The sequence below is a fragment of the Caldimonas brevitalea genome (assembly GCF_001017435.1).
Lineage (GTDB): Bacteria > Pseudomonadota > Gammaproteobacteria > Burkholderiales > Burkholderiaceae_C > Caldimonas > Caldimonas brevitalea.
The window spans coordinates 1,007,350-1,021,628 of sequence record NZ_CP011371.1 but is presented as its reverse complement, the minus strand read 5'-3'; the positions used below and the strand labels follow the sequence as shown (position 1 = coordinate 1,021,628).

Sequence of the window (14,279 nt, the reverse complement as noted above, 5' to 3'; positions counted from 1 at the left end):
TCGGGACGTGGGCTCCGCGCTCGCCCTGCATGCCTTGCCGCCATCCTTCCTTGTATGCATTCACCCCATCTGAGCCTGCGCCACTACGGCCCGTCGCCCGGCAGCCACAGCCACGACCATTACCAGCTGCTGTGGGGCTGGCAGGGGCGGCTCGAGCTCGAGATCGAAGGCCGTGGTGCCTGTGTCAGCAGCGGTCGCCTGGCCGTCATCGCCCCCGGTGACCGCCACGACTTCTGGTCGAGCGCCGGCAGCCGCTGTTTTGTCGTCGATGGCCCGGAAGACCACGCAGGGCTGGCACCCTTGGCCGGCCGCGTGGTCGACACCGCCCCGTCGACCCTGCACCTGCTGCGCTTCCTGGCCGCGCAGGGCGCCGAAGGTGGACTGCCTCAGCCGGCGGCCGCGGCCTTGCTGCTGGCCACCGTGACGGCCCACGGCAGCGCTGCGCCGACGGCGACGCGGCGTGCGATCGACTGGGCCGCGCTCGATCTGTGGCTGGACGCCCGGCTGGGCGAGCCCTTGTCGGTGGCGCAGATGGCGCTCCAGGTCTGCCTCAGCCCTTCGCAGTTCGCCGCCCGCTGTGTCGAGGAAACCGGCTGGGCGCCGATGGCCTACCTGCGCCAGCGGCGGCTGCAACAGGCGCGCCGCTTGCGGGCACAAGGCTGGCAGGTGCAGCAGATCGCCGAGCGCTGCGGCTACCGGTCACCGTCGGCGCTGACCGCGGCGCTGCGACGCGCCGACGCCGCTCGCTGAGCCAGCCGCAAGTTCGGCATCGCAAGTTCGGTATTACGCGACGACACGCCGGCGTTGCGCGACGAGTCGCCCGGGCAGCCGGCCCTATGCTGCCAGCCATGTCCTCGACCCTGGTCCCCCCTCCCCTCGCCTCCCACCTCTACGCGCTGGGCGCCATCGCGCTGTGGGCCTCGCTCGCCACGCTCGGCGTCGCGCTGTCGGGCGTGCCGCCGTTCTTGCTGACGGGGCTGTCGCTGCTGATCGGCAGCCTGCCCGCCTGGCCGCGCTGGCGAGAGTGGCGGGTGCCGGCCAGGACGCTGGCGATGGGCCTGTACGGCCTGTTCGGCTACCACTTCCTGCTGTTCATCGCGTTGCGCCATGCGCCGCCGGTCGAGGCCAACCTGGTCAACTATTTGTGGCCGCTGCTGATCGTCGTGCTGGCACCGTTGTTCCTGCCCGGCCTGCGCCTGCGACCGCTGCACCTGCTCGCGGCGGCGGCCGGCTTTGCCGGTGCGGCGGTCGCCATCGTCGGCGGCCGGTCGCTGTCGGGCCAGTGGTCCTGGGGCTATCTGCCGGCGCTCGCGGCCGCCTTCATGTGGGCCAGCTACTCGCTGATGACCAAACGGGTGCCGGCCTTCCCGACCTCGGCGATCGGGCTGTTCGGCCTGGTGTCGGGTTTGCTGTCGCTGCTGTGCCACGCGCTGCTGGAGCCGGCGGTCACGCTGTCCGCCCGCGAATGGGGCCTGGTGGCCGTGATGGGGCTGGGGCCGCTGGGCGCCGCGTTTTTCCTCTGGGACAAGGCGCTGAAGACCGGCGACCCGCGCACCATCGGCATCCTCAGCTACCTGACGCCGCTGGCGTCGACCAGTTTGCTGCTGCTGGTGACCGGGCGTCCGCTCACCTGGTCGACCGGGCTGGCCGCCGCGCTGATTGTCGGCGCCGCGGTGGTGGGGGTGCGGGCCCGCGGCTGAGTGGCGCCCTCAGCCTTCGGCGAGCAACTGCTCCACCAATTGGTGCAGCGCGGCGAAATCGGGCTCGCCGAGATACCGCTTGACCACCTCGCCGCGCTTGTTTAGCAGGAACGTGGTCGGCGTCAGTCGGATGTCGCCGAAACGCTTGGCGACTTCACCGGTGTTGTCGATCGCCACCTTGAACGGCAGCTTGCGCGTTTCAGCGAAGTTGGCGACATAAGCCGGCGGGTCGTAGCTCATCGCCACCGCAACGAAGTCGAGGCCACGCCCGTGGTACTTCTCGTAGGTGTGCACCATCTCCGGCATTTCCTTGACGCAGGTGGTACAGCTGGTGGCCCAGAAGTTGACGAGCACGACCTTGCCCTTGAGGTCCGCGAAGTTCTCCCGCTTGCCGTCCAGCAACACATAGTCGACCGCAGGCGCGGTTTCGGTGCGGCCCACCGCCAGATAACCGCCGACGCCGATGGCCAGGGCCGCCACCAGCGCGGCTAGATAATGTGCTTTTTTCATGGAGTTCTCCGTGGATCGTCGCAAGTTTACGGGGCGCCTGGGCGTCCTGGCCGCCAGCACGCTGCTCGGCGCGCCCGCCTCGACCTGGGCCTTGTCGCTCTCCGACCTCAGCGAGCGCGACGCCACCCTGGGCCTGAAAACCGCGCTCGAGCGCGGCGCCGTCACCGCCGTGAACCTGCTGGGACGCACCGATGGATTCCTCGGCAACCCGAAAGTTCGCATCCCGCTGCCCGAGCATCTGCAAGATGCCGCAGACCTGCTGCGCAGCATCGGCCAGGCGCAGCGCCTCGACGAACTCGAGACGGCGATGAACCGGGCCGCCGAGGCCGCGGTGCCCGAAGCCAGGTCACTGTTGGTCGGCGCGGTGAAGCAAATGAGCGTCAGCGATGCCAAGCAGATCCTGCGCGGCTCGGACACCTCCGTCACCGAATTCTTCTCGGGCAAGACGCGTGAGCCGCTGGGCCAGCGCTTCTTGCCCATCGTCGCGGCCACCACCGACAAGGTCGGGCTGGCGCGCCGCTACAACAAGCTGGTCGACCGTGCCGCCGCCTTCGGCCTGGTGTCGTCCGACGTCCGCATCGAGCCGTATGTCACGGGCAAGGCGCTCGACGGCCTGTTTTTCATGATCGCCGAGGAAGAGCGGCAGATCCGGCGCGACCCGATCGGCACCGGCAGCGCGATCTTGCGCAAGGTATTCGGCGCGCTCTGACCCGCGCGCCGGGCGCCGGCCTCAGACGAGCGCCAACAGCGCCTGCAGCAAGGGCTCGGGTGCGCTGATCATCGCGTCGTGCCCGGTCGCGATCTCGACCACCCGCCAACCCGGCTCGCGGCGCACTTTCTGCCGCGACGCCGCGATGGTGGGCAAGGCCGGGTCGGTGCAGTCGATGAAGGTCTTGGGCAGCGCCCAGACACGTTGCGCGTCGAAGGACAAGGCGCTGTCGTAAACGCCGCCGGGCTGTGGCGTCAAACGCCGCGCCACCCAGGCGGCATCCTCACCCGTCAGACCGAAGGCGGCCGGGTCGCCGGCCGGCAGCGTGCCCTGCTCGGCGATCGCCTTGCGGCGCGCCGCCTGGGTTTCGGCGCTGTGGCCGCTGGCCCAGCTCTCGCCGGGCGCCGGCACCACCGCGTCGAGGTAGACCAAATGTGCGATGCGCTCGGCCAGGCGGTCGGCGACCCCGGTGATCACCATGCCGGCGTAGCTGTGGCCTACCAGCACCGCCCGCTGCAGTTCTTCGGCCTCGATGACGTTGACGACATCGTCGATGTGCGTCTGCAGCGTGATCGGTGTGCCCACCAGATGGGCCCGCTCGCCCACGCCTGTCAGGCTGACGGGGAAGGCGCGGTGACCGGCCTGCCACAAGGCCGGCAACACCCGCTTCCAACACCAGGCACCATGCCAGGCGCCCTGCACCAATACGAAATCGGCCATGTGCTCTCCTTGTCGTGTTCGTGTGCCGCCCGGGCCCCTCGCCACGTGGGGTTCCCCTGCGGCACTCGACCCGATTGTGAGGGCGCTGTCGATAATCCTGCCGATGAACCGACCTTTGCCCGCCCCCGGCCCTGCCCTGATCGCCGCCGCCGCCGCGGCCCTGGTGGCCTGCAGCCCCGGCCTGGATTGGCGCCAGGTGCGCCCCGAGAACACCGGCCTCGAGGCGCTGTTTCCGTGCAAGCCGCTCAGCCATGCGCGCGAGGTGCCGCTCGGCGGGGCGACGGGGCGCATGTCGATGTTCAGCTGCAGCACCAGCGGCATGACCTTCGGTGTGACGCATGTCGACCTGGGCGACCCGGCCCGTGTCACACCGGCCTTGAACGAGTTGCGCGCGGCCGCGGTGGGCAACCTCGGCGGCCAGGAAACGGTGCTGGGGCCGGCCGGGGTGGCGGGCATGACCCCCAATCCGCAAGCCTTGCGCATCGCCGTGGCCGGCCGGCGCGCCGACGGCAGCGCACTCGCGCAGCACGCGGCCTTCTTCGCCAAAGGCACGCATGTCTACCAGGCGAGCGTGGTGGGCACGCGGTTGTCAGACGAGGCGCTGGACAGCTTTTTCAGCGGCCTGCGCCTGCCGTGACGCATGCAGCCGCCTCGCGTCGACACCGCGTTGCAGCCTGTGCTCGGCTCTGCGCCTCTGCGCCGGCGCGGCTTTGTCGCACGCACGGCCTTGCGCGGTCCTTCGGGCGGGTACGCGCTGTGCTGCACTGCCGCCTATCTGCATCGTGATCGGCGCCACACTGTTTCAGTTGGCGCGGTACACGGCGAGCATCTGGGCAGATAATCCACGATTCTTGTTATGTCCGGCATCCTGATCATTGCCCACGCCCCCCTCGCCAGCGCCTTGAAGGCTTGCGCGGCGCACACCTTTCCGGACTGTGCGGCAGCGGTCGAAGCGCTCGACGTCGCCCCCAACCTGCCGCTCGAAGACATCGAAGCCCAGGCGCGCGTGCTGCTCGCCCGCGTCAAGAATCCCGAGGCCCTGATCCTGACCGACGTGTTCGGCGCCACGCCTTGCAACGTCGCGCAGCGGCTCGGCGACGGCGTGACCGTCAAGGTGGTGGCAGGTGTCAATGTGCCGATGCTGTGGCGCAGTCTGTGCTACCAGAACGAGCCGCTGGACACCCTCGTCGCCCGCGCCGTCGCCGGGGCGTCGCAGGGCGTGATGCAGGTGACCACCAGCAAGCCCCAGAATCAGTCACAAAGCGTCGGTTATCGTCCGGGACATGATCAAGCAGACCATCACCATCAGCAATAAGCTCGGGCTGCACGCCCGCGCTTCGGCCAAGCTCACCAAGCTCGCCGCATCGTTCAAGAGCGAGGTCTTCATGAGCCGCAACGGCCGGCGCGTCAACGCCAAGAGCATCATGGGCGTCATGATGCTGGCCGCCGGTATCGGCACTGAGGTCGAGATCGAGATCGACGGCCCGGACGAAGAGGCGGCGATGTCCGCCCTCGTCGCGCTGATCGACGACAAGTTCGGCGAAGGCGAGTAACCGGGCCGGCGCCCCAAGGGGCGCCCTGCTGCCGGATCAGCCGCCGCCCAGAAAGTGGCGCCGGTAGCGCGGCGGCAGATCGTCGATGCGCATCAGCATCGGCAGGTCGGCGGTGTTGAAGTCAGGGTCCCAGGCCGGTGCGCCCAGGATCTTGGCGCCGCAACGCAAATAACCCTTGATCAGCGCCGGCGGTTCGACGTCGAGGTCACGGCGCAGCTCGTGCACCGGCAACGGCAGGCGCGGGCGCACGCGCCATTCGATCGGCGCCAGGTGGCTCTGGCGCAGCCGCTCCCACAGGCTGGCCGCCACATGGCCGCCGTCACGCATGCTGATGCTGGCGCAGCCGATCATCGTGTCGAGCCGGTTGCGGAACATGAACTCGGCCAACGCGCCCCACAAGGCCAGGATGGCACCGCCCGAGCGGTAGTCGGGGTGCACACAGGAACGGCCCAGTTCGACCATGCGCGGGCGCAGCGGCCGCAACCGCGTGAGGTCGAACTCGGTCTCGCTGTACAGCCCGCCGACGCGGCGTGCTGCATCGGGTGTCAGCACGCGATAGGTGCCGACCACCGGGCCGTGTTCACCGCCGGCGCGCACCAGCAGGTGCTCGCAGTGCGCGTCGAACATGTCGACGTCGTGCCCGGCCGGCGCTCCGCGCGGCGGGGCCAGCCGGGCCCCCATCTCCTCGGCGAAGATCTGGTACCTCAGGCGTTGGGCCGCGAGGATGTCGTCCGCGTGGCGCGCCCAGGCCACCTGGAGCGCGGCCACAGGGGCCAGCGGCGGCGCGGTATCGACAACAGCTGCAGCAGGGCGCGGGTGAAGTGACCCCCGAGGCAAGCGTATCTCCGAAAACGGCAAGGTCGGCGACGGCAGGTCCCTCATCACGATCTCCAGTCCAAGGTGCCGCCAGCGTAGGCAGCACGGGTGACGTGGCCATGACCCTCGCATGACGTTTGCATGAACCCGGGGCGCCATCAAGACCCAGGGACCGTACCGGCGCGGCGCACACCGCCGGACGCCCGCGGCCGGATCCGTGACGCACGCCACACTCGGCGCCTTGCCCTCGGTAGAGACCAGCTCGGCGTGCGCGCTCGGGCGTGGTAATTTGGCGACGACGCCACCTGTTGCTCCATGTCGTACTCCCCGCCTCCCCCTGCGTCGCGCCCGTGGCAGCGCGTGCGGCAGCTGGCCCGCTGCCTGACCCACCGGCCTCTCTGGCTCGACCGTTTGCGCCAGCTCGCCACGCGCGAGCCGCCGGCGGTGGACCTGCAGGCGCAAGAGGCGCTCAAGCAAGCCAACGCACGCCTGACGGTGGCACTGTCGGCCGTGCGCGCGTCCGTCTGGGCCTACGACGCGCGGCGCGGCACACTGGAATGGGACCCGCGAGGAGCCGAGCTGTACGGCCACGACCTCAACGGCGACCCGCAGGCCTGGGAGAACAGCCTCGCATCCGACCATGCCGCCGACGTGGTGCAGCGCTGGCGCAGCTACCTCGCCGATCCCGCCTGCGACACCTTCGACATGGAGTACGCGATCCAGCACCCGCGCTTGGGCGTGCGGCAGATCCGTTGTGTCGGCCGCAACGAACGCGACGCCAACGGCCAGCTGGTGCAGGCAATCGGCCTCGACCTCGACGTCACCGAAGAACGCAGCACCGCACAACGTGCCGAAGAGATGGCCAACCGGCTGCAGCTGGCGGTCACCGCGTCGGGCCTGGGCATCTGGACCGTCGACGTGCTGACGGGCACCACCGAGTGGAACGAGGCGTTGTATCGGCTCTACGGAGAAGACCCGGCCCGTTTCCGGCCCACCCCCACCACCTGGGAAGACCGGCTGCACCCCGACGACCGTGACCGGGTGCGGGCGATGGCGGCGCGCACGCTGAGCGGCGAACCGGTGGACGTGGACGAACACCGCATCCTCCGCGCCGACGGCGAGGTGCGCACGGTGCGCATGATGCTGCGCCACCTGCGCACACCGCGCGGGCGCACCTTGCGAGTGGTCGGCGCCACCTTCGACGTGACCGAACAGCACCGCGCCACCGAAGCCATCGACCGGGCCCGTGCGGCGGCCGAAGAGGCCAACCGGCTCAAGAGCGAGTTCCTGGCCAACATGAGCCACGAGATCCGCACGCCGATGAACGCCATCATCGGCATGACGGAGCTGGCCCTGCAGGGCGAGCTGCCGGCGCGCGAACAGCAGCACGTCGCGAAGGCCAACGCGGCCGCGCGCAACCTGCTCGGCGTGCTCAACGACATCCTCGACTTCTCGAAGATCGAGGCCGGCAAGCTGGCGGTCGAACAAGCCCGCTTCTCGCTGCACGAAGTGCTCGAACGGGTGGCCGACGTGGTGGCGCTGCAGGCCGGCGAGAAAGGCCTGGAGCTGGTGTTCGACCTGCCGGTGTCGCTGCCCTGCGAGCTGCTCGGCGACCCGCACCGGCTGGCCCAGGTGCTGGTCAACCTGATCGCCAATGCGATCAAGTTCACGCCCAGCGGCCGTGTGGTGGTGCGGGCGTCGATCTGTCAGGACGACGACGGCACCCACCCGCGCTTGCGCTTCGAGGTCGAAGACACCGGCATCGGGCTGGACCCGGCGCAGCAACAGCGATTGTTCCAACCCTTCAGCCAGGCCGACACCTCGATCACGCGGCGCTTCGGCGGCACCGGCCTGGGCCTCGTGATCTGCCGACGCCTGCTCGAGCTGATGGGCGGCACGATCGGGGTGCGGTCGACGCCGGGCGGCGGTTCGACCTTCTGGTTCGATCTGCCGGCCGCACGCCTGGAGCCCCCGCCGCCGCCGCTGGTCGCGCCGCGCGCGTCGGCAGGTTGGACGGTGCTGGTGGTCGACGACGACCCGGTCGCGCGCGACGCGCTGACCCGCCTGGTGCAGGGACTGGGCCACCGGGCACTGGCGGCTGCCAGTGCCGACGAGGCCCGGGCGCTGTGGCGCCAGGGCGCCGGTGTCGGCACGGGCCCGCTGGTGCTCTTGATCGACGCCGGTCTGCAACAGCGTGCCGGGCTCGAGCTGGCGTCGGAAGGTGCGCGCTCCGCGCCGCCGGTGCGCGTGCTGCTGACCTACCGACCGCATGAGTACGCGACGCTGCGGCGCGAGGTGGCGGCGCTGGCGGTCCAGGCCTCGCTGCCCAAGCCGGTGTTGCCGCTGCGGCTGCACGAAGCCCTCGACGCGCCCGCGCCGCGCAGCGGCACCGCCCCGGGCCGGTTGCCGGGGCCGGCCCTGCACGGCATGAAGGTGCTGCTGGCCGAAGACAACCCGCTCAACCGCGAGCTGGCCATCGAGCTGCTGCGGCGCGCCGGCGTGCAACTGCAGACGGTGGAAAGCGGTGCCGAAGCGATCGAGGCGGTCCAGCGCGAGGCCTTCGACGCGGTGCTGATGGACCTGCAGATGCCCGGCATGGACGGCTACGAGGCGACACGTCGCATTCGCGCGCTGGGCGGGCCTTTCGCCTTCCTGCCGATCATCGCGATGACGGCGCATGCGATGGCCGGCGACCGCGAGCGGTCGCTGGCCGCGGGCATGGACGACCACCTGGCCAAACCCATCGACACGGCCATGCTGCTGCGCACCTTGCACCGCTGGGGCGGCCCGCGGCGCGAGGCCGACCTGACCACGGGTGCCATGCGGTGGAGCGAGACCATCGAAGCCGGCCCGCAGGTGCTCGACGTCGACGCCGGCGTGCGCGGCTGCGGCGACAGCCCCGCTGTCTTCCAGCGTGCCCTACAGCGTTTCGTCGAACTGTACGAAGACGACGCGGTGGCGCCGTCGCAGGAGCCCTCGGCCCAGCACATCGCCGCCCACAGCCTCAAGGGCGTGGCCGGCTCGCTGGGCATGCGCGCCTTGTACGAGCTGGCCCTGCATGCCGACCTCTCGTGCCGCGGTGGCGCTGCCTTGCAGCCCGCCGAGTGCGAGCGGCTCAACGCCGCGCTGCAGCAGGCACGCGAGGCCGCACGCGGCTACCTGATGGCGCGCGGCGCCGCACCCGGAGGCCTTTCTTCGCCCCGCTGACCGCTCAGACCTGCGCCTTGATGAGGGCCACCATGCGGCTGTACTTGAGGTCGTCGCCGCGGTCGCGGAACAGCCGCGGGTTGATCTCGAGCGCCGTCAAGGCCTCGGCCTCGGCATAGCCGATCGCGAGCAGTTCCTGCGCCAGTTGCCGGGGGTCGAAACACGAACGCCAGGGCTCACCCAACAGTGCGCAGCGCAACCCGACCAGACGGCGCGTCCAGCGCTCCACCGGCCGCAAGGACGAGAACGGCACGAGGTGGTCGAACACCACGCCGCTGCCCGGCGCGGCGTGGCTGACGATCCAGCGCAACGTCGCCCTCACGGCGGCCGGCGTCAGATACATCGTCACGCCGAGCCAGGAGAAGAACACCGGCTGGTCGGCCCGGAAGCCGGCGGCCTGCAGGGCGTCGGCCCAGGCCTGCGCTTCGAAATCGACCGGCGTGAAGGTCAACGACTCGGGAATCGGGATGCGCGCGTCGGCCAGCAACTGGCGTTTCCACGCCTGGGTGGCCGGATGGTCGACTTCGAACACGCGCAACGCCGAGGCCGGATAGGGGTTGCGATAGGCGAAAGTGTCGAGCCCGGCGCCCAGCACCACATACTGGCGCACGCCCCGTTGCACCGCCTCGTCGAGTGCCTCTTCGGTGATGCGGCTGCGCGCCACCACGTCGCCGCGTATGCGCCGCCACACCTTGCTGTTCAGCTGCGAGGTGCGCAGCCGGGATGCAACGCCGGGGCCCAGGATCTGCACCGAGACGGGATCGACGAACACCTTGGGATCATCGTCGAACACCTGGTGCTTGGCGCGCTGCGTGGCGGCCTGCAGGGCGGTGCGACTCGGACGGGCGTGGTGCATGCGGGCCTCGGCAAAGGACGCGCCCAGGCGGCGGGTGACCGGTGCCGTGGAGCGCGGGAACGCGGCGCGGCCCCGGATGCGCGCAGGTTCAGGCCGCGGCGGGCAGCGTGCGGCGTTGGCCCTTCCCGTACTTGCGCCGCACGACCGCGCCCAGCAGCAAGGCCGTGCCGGTCAGCGCGAACGTGCTCGGCTCGGGAACGGGCGTAGCGTTGAACACCACTTCGTTGAACCCGACGCCGAACGAATCGGGCGACCAGCTCTCGATCACGTTGATGCGGGCATAAGCCGCGAAGGTCGGTTCGAAGTCGAACACCTGCACGAAGGTCGTGAAGGAGTCGCCGAGGTCGTTGGCGGCGGTGAAGGTGCCGACCGACGTGGCGTCGCTGAACCCGGCATCGCGCGACAGCACCAGCTCGAACGTCTTGAGCGAGGACGGGTCGTCGGCGCCGAGATTCCACAGCGCGAGCGACTCGACGCTGGCCAGCGTGCCGAGGTCGAAATCGAGCGTGGCGGAGTGCGTGTTCTGCGTGGCCCAGACGCAGTCGCCGAAACAATGCACGGCCGATGGCTTGGTCGAGACGAAAGCATCGAAGTCGTCCACGCCGGACACGTAGGTGGTGTTCAAACCGGTCTGGTCGATCAGGTGCTCGACATCGAACACCCAACCGGCGCTCGTCGAGACCTCGACGGGCTGCAACGCAACGCCAGCGTGGGCAGTGGTGGCACCGAAGGCAGACAACAGGCAGGCAATGGCCAGTGGACGCATGGAGACCCCTTTTGGAAAGTGCAACACCTACTCTAGGGACAGGGATAGCGGCCAACGGTAACGTCATGTGCGTCGATGGGCTGCCGTGGCCGCGATGCAAGGGGTCTTGCGTCGGCCCCCCCATTTCAGGGGGTCGGGCACGTCGGCAGGCCGCTACGCTGTGTCCCCAGCCAGTTTCGACCGCGTGCTACAGGCGTTTTCGATGCACGTCGCCCGCCCTGTCACGCACGCGCCCAGCGTCGATCTTGTACACGGGAAGGAACGTCGATGAACGCAGTCCGATTTTTGTTCCACACCCTCGCGGGCCTGGCACTCGGTGCCGCATTGATGGGCCCCGTGCAGGCGGTTCCGTTCCCTGACGACGGCACCGACGCCGTCACGCAGGGCGTCTCGATCCTCGACGACCCCACGCTGGAGGGCACGCTGCTCGACAGCCATGTGGCGCGCTTCGACTATTCGGTGCCCACCGTCGATCCCTTCGGCTGGACCCCGTCCGAATACCGCCCGATGACGGGCACCGTCGAATCGCGCGTGGTCCGCAGCGATCTGCTCGGCACGCTCGATTTCTACTGGACGATCTCGGTCGACGCCAGCGTCGAGTCAGACCCCATCCTGAAGGTCAACCAGGCCATCGCCGATGGCTTCGCGCGTTCGCTCTTGACCGGCGTCGACTGGCGCTCCGACCTTCCCGGCGATGTCCCCCTGTCGAGCGCCTTTCGCTCTGACCAGGACGGGGTGGTCTTCCAGTTCATTCCGCCCCAGATGGGCGCCATCGGTGTGGGGAGCGGTGAGTCGTCGCACTCCTTCTTCCTGAGGACCAACGCAACCGAGTACGCGCTGAACGGCCAGTTCACCGTCTCGACCGGCGGCTTTCTGTGGACCGATACCGTCGGCACGCTCGCGCCGGTGCCGGAGCCCGCCAGCGGCTTGCTGCTGCTGCTCGGTTGCTGCGTGTTGACGGCGCTGTCGCGCGGACGCCGGGGCCGCTGAGCGTCCCGGCGGCCTGCGCGCGACGCTAGCGCGCGGCTTCGCGCTTCCAGGCTTCGACGGCCTTCAGCGTGTTCTGCACATGGCCGTCGGGGTTGAGGCTGGCGTAGACATAGAGGATCTTGCCCTGCGGGCTGATCACGTAAGAAACACGGTCGGCCAGGTCGGGCTTGAGGCCCAGCGCTGCGTCATAACGCTTCATGATCTGCCCGCTGCGGTCGGCGGCCACCGCGAACTTGTCGCGGCACGCTTCGACGGAAAACTTCTTCAAGGTCTCGATGTCGTCGTTGGACATGCCGATCACGGTCGCGCCGGCCGCCTGGAAGCGCGGCGTCGCCTCGGCAAAAGCATGCGCTTCGACGGTGCAGCCGCTCGTGAAGGCCTTGGGGTAGAAGTACAAGACCACCGGGCCCTTCTTCAGCGCATCCGCCAGGCTGAACTTGAACGGCTGGCCCGCCAAAGCGGCCTCGGTGGTGAAGTCGGGCGCGGCGGCGCCGACCGGCAACGCAGCCCCGGCCGGCAGGGCCGAACACAAGACGGCTGAGAGGGACGCGGCACACAGCTGCCTGCGGGTCATGAGGCTCATCACGCACTCCTTCCTGGTTCAGTTTCCACTGGACTGTAGCCGGTGTTCAGACTGTTGCAGCGGGTATCCGTAGCACACGCTGCCCAAGTGCCGGCCCAGGCAAAAGTGTCAATGAAGCCGCGTACTAAAGGAGGAAGGGTCAGGATTCCAGCCGGTTACCCTTTGACAAGGGAACACCTACGCACGGTACGGATACTGGCCTTCCGATGCGGCCCGCCCACAAGGCGGCCGACGGTCCACCCATCTCCCTATCGAATGGAGCTTGAATGTTGAAGCTGAACGAGTACCCCTCACTCAACATGAGAACGCTGCTGGCCACGTCCGTGTCCGTGCTGGCGCTGACGCTGGCCGGTTGCGGCGGCGGTGATGACGACGACGACGATCCGCCGGAAGAGCCGAAGTCCTGTGCAGATCGCGCGAACGATACGCCCGACAAATTGATGGAATGTGTCACCCGCGAAGGGGTGCTCAAGCATCTGCAGAAGCTCGACGAGATCGCCAAGGCGAACAACAACACGCGCGCATCGGGCACGATGGGCTACGAGTTGTCGCTCGACTATGCCGAAGGCCTGTTCCGTGGAGCGGGCTACAAGGTGTGGCGCCAAGCCTTTCCGTTGACCACCTCCACCGAGCGCTCGGCCAGCGTAGTGGAGCGCACTGCGCCCACCCCGACCGGCCCGGTGGTCCACCACACCCTGGAGTACTCGGGCAGCGGCGACGTCACCGCCGCTGTGCAAGCGCCTGCCGGCAATGTCAACGGCTGCGAGGAGAGCGATTTCGCCGGCTTCACCGCAGGCCGCATCGCGCTGATCCAGCGCGGTATTTGCCCGTTTGCCCAGAAGGCGAACAACGCCATCAAGGCAGGGGCTGTCGGTGCGGTGATCTACAACAATGTCGACGCCCCGTTGGACAGCGCCACGCTCGGCGACGACTTCACCGGCAACATCCCGGTGGTGGGCATCTCGCAGACGCTCGGCACGCAACTCGCGGCCGTCTCCGGCCTGCAACTGCGCCTGAGGACCGACGTGCTGCGTCAGACCATCGTCTCGCACAACCTGCTCGCTGAAACGACCACCGGCGATGCGAACAAGGTCGTGATGGTCGGTGCCCACCTCGACTCGGTCGAGGACGGCCCTGGCATCAACGACAACGGTTCGGGCTCGGCGGCCATCATCGAAACCGCGCTGTACCTGGCCAAGACGCAGCCGAAGAACAAGCTGCGATTTGCGCTGTGGGGCGGCGAAGAATCGGGCCTGGTGGGGTCGACCTACTACGTCAGCCAGTTGAGCGCCGAAGAGAAGGCGAAGATCGCGCTGTACCTCAACTTCGACATGATCGCGTCGCCCAATCCGGCGTTCTTCATCTACGACGGCGACAACTCCGACGAGGAAGGGGAACCCGAGGGTCCCGGCGGTTCCGAAGTGATTGAGAAGGACTTCGAAGCCTTCTACAACCAGCGCAACAAGCCGTTCAAAGGCACCGACTTCGACGGTCGCTCGGACTACGGCGCGTTCATCGACAACGGCATCCCGGCAGGCGGGCTGTTCTCGGGCGCCGAGGGCATCAAGACGCCCGAAGAGGCGGCGCTGTGGGGCGGCGAGGCCAACGTGGCGTACGACAAGTGCTACCACCAGGCGTGTGACGACCTCACCAACCTGAACCTCGACGCACTCGACCTGAACAGCGACGCGGTCGCGGCCTCCACCATCCGGTATGCGCAGGACGTCGAAGCGGTGGTCAGCAAGCGCGAACCGCCCGCAGCCGTTGCGCGGCAGCAGGCCCTGAAGCCCAAGCGTGTGGTGCCGCCACGCTACCCGCTAGTCGCCCAGTGAGGGTTGTGATGCGGCGATGAGCCGATGATGGGGCCGA

At 68.9% G+C, this 14,279-nt stretch carries 15 protein-coding genes; 9 read left to right on the top strand and 6 right to left on the bottom strand.

From position 1 onward, the window contains the following. Positions 1–54: 54 nt before the first annotated feature. Entirely contained in the window at positions 55–750 is a 696-nt protein-coding gene (locus tag AAW51_RS04490) for a helix-turn-helix domain-containing protein (RefSeq protein ID WP_047193636.1), read from the top strand. A 98-nt stretch (positions 751–848) separates the two neighbouring features. After that, positions 849–1,700 (top strand): DMT family transporter, encoded by an 852-nt coding sequence (locus AAW51_RS04485; protein ID WP_047197413.1) that lies wholly within the window; start codon positions 849–851, stop codon positions 1,698–1,700. A 9-nt stretch (positions 1,701–1,709) separates the two neighbouring features. Here the strand turns inward: AAW51_RS04485 and AAW51_RS04480 are convergent, their stop codons facing one another. Continuing rightward, positions 1,710–2,210, bottom strand: a complete 501-nt coding sequence (locus AAW51_RS04480) for a TlpA family protein disulfide reductase (RefSeq protein WP_047193635.1) — start codon at positions 2,208–2,210, stop codon at positions 1,710–1,712. 10 nt (positions 2,211–2,220) lie between these two features. Here AAW51_RS04480 and AAW51_RS04475 point away from each other — a divergent pair, with 10 nt between their 5' ends. Further along, positions 2,221–2,919: a DUF4197 domain-containing protein gene (locus AAW51_RS04475; RefSeq protein ID WP_238947759.1), complete on the top strand. Its 699-nt coding sequence runs from the start codon at positions 2,221–2,223 to the stop codon at positions 2,917–2,919. 21 nt (positions 2,920–2,940) lie between these two features. Here AAW51_RS04475 and AAW51_RS04470 read toward each other — a convergent pair whose 3' ends face one another. Next, entirely contained in the window at positions 2,941–3,639 is a 699-nt protein-coding gene (locus AAW51_RS04470; protein ID WP_047193634.1) for an alpha/beta fold hydrolase, read from the bottom strand. A gap of 103 nt (positions 3,640–3,742) precedes the next feature. Here AAW51_RS04470 and AAW51_RS04465 point away from each other — a divergent pair, with 103 nt between their 5' ends. The 3 genes from AAW51_RS04465 (at position 3,743) to AAW51_RS04455 (ending at position 5,192) form a co-directional block, all read left to right on the top strand. After that, complete coding sequence (locus AAW51_RS04465) at positions 3,743–4,276, top strand: hypothetical protein (protein WP_047193633.1); 534 nt, start codon at positions 3,743–3,745, stop codon at positions 4,274–4,276. A 219-nt stretch (positions 4,277–4,495) separates the two neighbouring features. Continuing rightward, positions 4,496–4,954: a PTS sugar transporter subunit IIA gene (locus AAW51_RS04460; RefSeq protein WP_047193632.1), complete on the top strand. Its 459-nt coding sequence runs from the start codon at positions 4,496–4,498 to the stop codon at positions 4,952–4,954. Further along, complete coding sequence (locus AAW51_RS04455; RefSeq protein WP_047193631.1) at positions 4,923–5,192, top strand: HPr family phosphocarrier protein; 270 nt, start codon at positions 4,923–4,925, stop codon at positions 5,190–5,192. The genes AAW51_RS04460 and AAW51_RS04455 overlap by 32 nt, the downstream gene beginning before the upstream one ends. A 36-nt stretch (positions 5,193–5,228) precedes the next feature. Here the strand turns inward: AAW51_RS04455 and AAW51_RS04450 are convergent, their stop codons facing one another. After that, positions 5,229–6,074 (bottom strand): GNAT family N-acetyltransferase, encoded by an 846-nt coding sequence (locus tag AAW51_RS04450; RefSeq protein ID WP_047193630.1) that lies wholly within the window; start codon positions 6,072–6,074, stop codon positions 5,229–5,231. Positions 6,075–6,323: 249 nt separating this feature from the next. Here AAW51_RS04450 and AAW51_RS04445 point away from each other — a divergent pair, with 249 nt between their 5' ends. Further along, positions 6,324–9,215: a hybrid sensor histidine kinase/response regulator gene (locus AAW51_RS04445; protein ID WP_083438080.1), complete on the top strand. Its 2,892-nt coding sequence runs from the start codon at positions 6,324–6,326 to the stop codon at positions 9,213–9,215. 4 nt (positions 9,216–9,219) lie between these two features. On the opposite strand, the gene AAW51_RS04440 is transcribed toward AAW51_RS04445, so the two are convergent. Together AAW51_RS04440 and AAW51_RS04435 are read right to left on the bottom strand one after the other, a co-directional pair. Further along, complete coding sequence (locus tag AAW51_RS04440) at positions 9,220–10,071, bottom strand: class I SAM-dependent methyltransferase (RefSeq protein WP_047193629.1); 852 nt, start codon at positions 10,069–10,071, stop codon at positions 9,220–9,222. Between the two features lie 88 nt (positions 10,072–10,159). Beyond that, complete coding sequence (locus AAW51_RS04435; protein WP_047193628.1) at positions 10,160–10,837, bottom strand: PEP-CTERM sorting domain-containing protein; 678 nt, start codon at positions 10,835–10,837, stop codon at positions 10,160–10,162. A gap of 267 nt (positions 10,838–11,104) precedes the next feature. On the opposite strand from AAW51_RS04435, the gene AAW51_RS04430 reads away from it, so the two are divergent. Then, the gene (locus tag AAW51_RS04430; protein WP_047193627.1) at positions 11,105–11,827 is read left to right on the top strand and encodes a PEP-CTERM sorting domain-containing protein; all 723 of its coding nucleotides are present in this window, start codon (positions 11,105–11,107) and stop codon (positions 11,825–11,827) included. A 25-nt stretch (positions 11,828–11,852) separates the two neighbouring features. Here the strand turns inward: AAW51_RS04430 and AAW51_RS04425 are convergent, their stop codons facing one another. Further along, positions 11,853–12,401: a peroxiredoxin gene (locus AAW51_RS04425; RefSeq protein WP_047197410.1), complete on the bottom strand. Its 549-nt coding sequence runs from the start codon at positions 12,399–12,401 to the stop codon at positions 11,853–11,855. 275 nt (positions 12,402–12,676) lie between these two features. Between AAW51_RS04425 and AAW51_RS04420 the strand changes: the two genes are divergently transcribed. Next, positions 12,677–14,242 (top strand): M28 family metallopeptidase, encoded by a 1,566-nt coding sequence (locus tag AAW51_RS04420; RefSeq protein ID WP_053013338.1) that lies wholly within the window; start codon positions 12,677–12,679, stop codon positions 14,240–14,242. The last annotated feature ends 37 nt before the right edge of the window (positions 14,243–14,279 follow it).

Excerpts from the sequence above, each read along its gene's own strand:
- AAW51_RS04450 (WP_047193630.1), bottom strand. The coding sequence starts at position 6,074 with ATGAGGGACCTGCCGTCGCCGACCTTGCCGTTTTCGGAGATACGCTTG.
- AAW51_RS04455 (WP_047193631.1), top strand. The coding sequence starts at position 4,923 with ATGATCAAGCAGACCATCACCATCAGCAATAAGCTCGGGCTGCACGCC.
- AAW51_RS04480 (WP_047193635.1), bottom strand. The coding sequence starts at position 2,210 with ATGAAAAAAGCACATTATCTAGCCGCGCTGGTGGCGGCCCTGGCCATC.
- AAW51_RS04465 (WP_047193633.1), top strand. The coding sequence starts at position 3,743 with ATGAACCGACCTTTGCCCGCCCCCGGCCCTGCCCTGATCGCCGCCGCC.
- AAW51_RS04435 (WP_047193628.1), bottom strand. The coding sequence starts at position 10,837 with ATGCGTCCACTGGCCATTGCCTGCCTGTTGTCTGCCTTCGGTGCCACC.
- AAW51_RS04425 (WP_047197410.1), bottom strand. The coding sequence starts at position 12,401 with ATGACCCGCAGGCAGCTGTGTGCCGCGTCCCTCTCAGCCGTCTTGTGT.
- AAW51_RS04440 (WP_047193629.1), bottom strand. The coding sequence starts at position 10,071 with ATGCACCACGCCCGTCCGAGTCGCACCGCCCTGCAGGCCGCCACGCAG.
- AAW51_RS04470 (WP_047193634.1), bottom strand. The coding sequence starts at position 3,639 with ATGGCCGATTTCGTATTGGTGCAGGGCGCCTGGCATGGTGCCTGGTGT.
- AAW51_RS04460 (WP_047193632.1), top strand. The coding sequence starts at position 4,496 with ATGTCCGGCATCCTGATCATTGCCCACGCCCCCCTCGCCAGCGCCTTG.
- AAW51_RS04490 (WP_047193636.1), top strand. The coding sequence starts at position 55 with ATGCATTCACCCCATCTGAGCCTGCGCCACTACGGCCCGTCGCCCGGC.
- AAW51_RS04445 (WP_083438080.1), top strand. The coding sequence starts at position 6,324 with ATGTCGTACTCCCCGCCTCCCCCTGCGTCGCGCCCGTGGCAGCGCGTG.
- AAW51_RS04420 (WP_053013338.1), top strand. The coding sequence starts at position 12,677 with ATGTTGAAGCTGAACGAGTACCCCTCACTCAACATGAGAACGCTGCTG.
- AAW51_RS04430 (WP_047193627.1), top strand. The coding sequence starts at position 11,105 with ATGAACGCAGTCCGATTTTTGTTCCACACCCTCGCGGGCCTGGCACTC.
- AAW51_RS04485 (WP_047197413.1), top strand. The coding sequence starts at position 849 with ATGTCCTCGACCCTGGTCCCCCCTCCCCTCGCCTCCCACCTCTACGCG.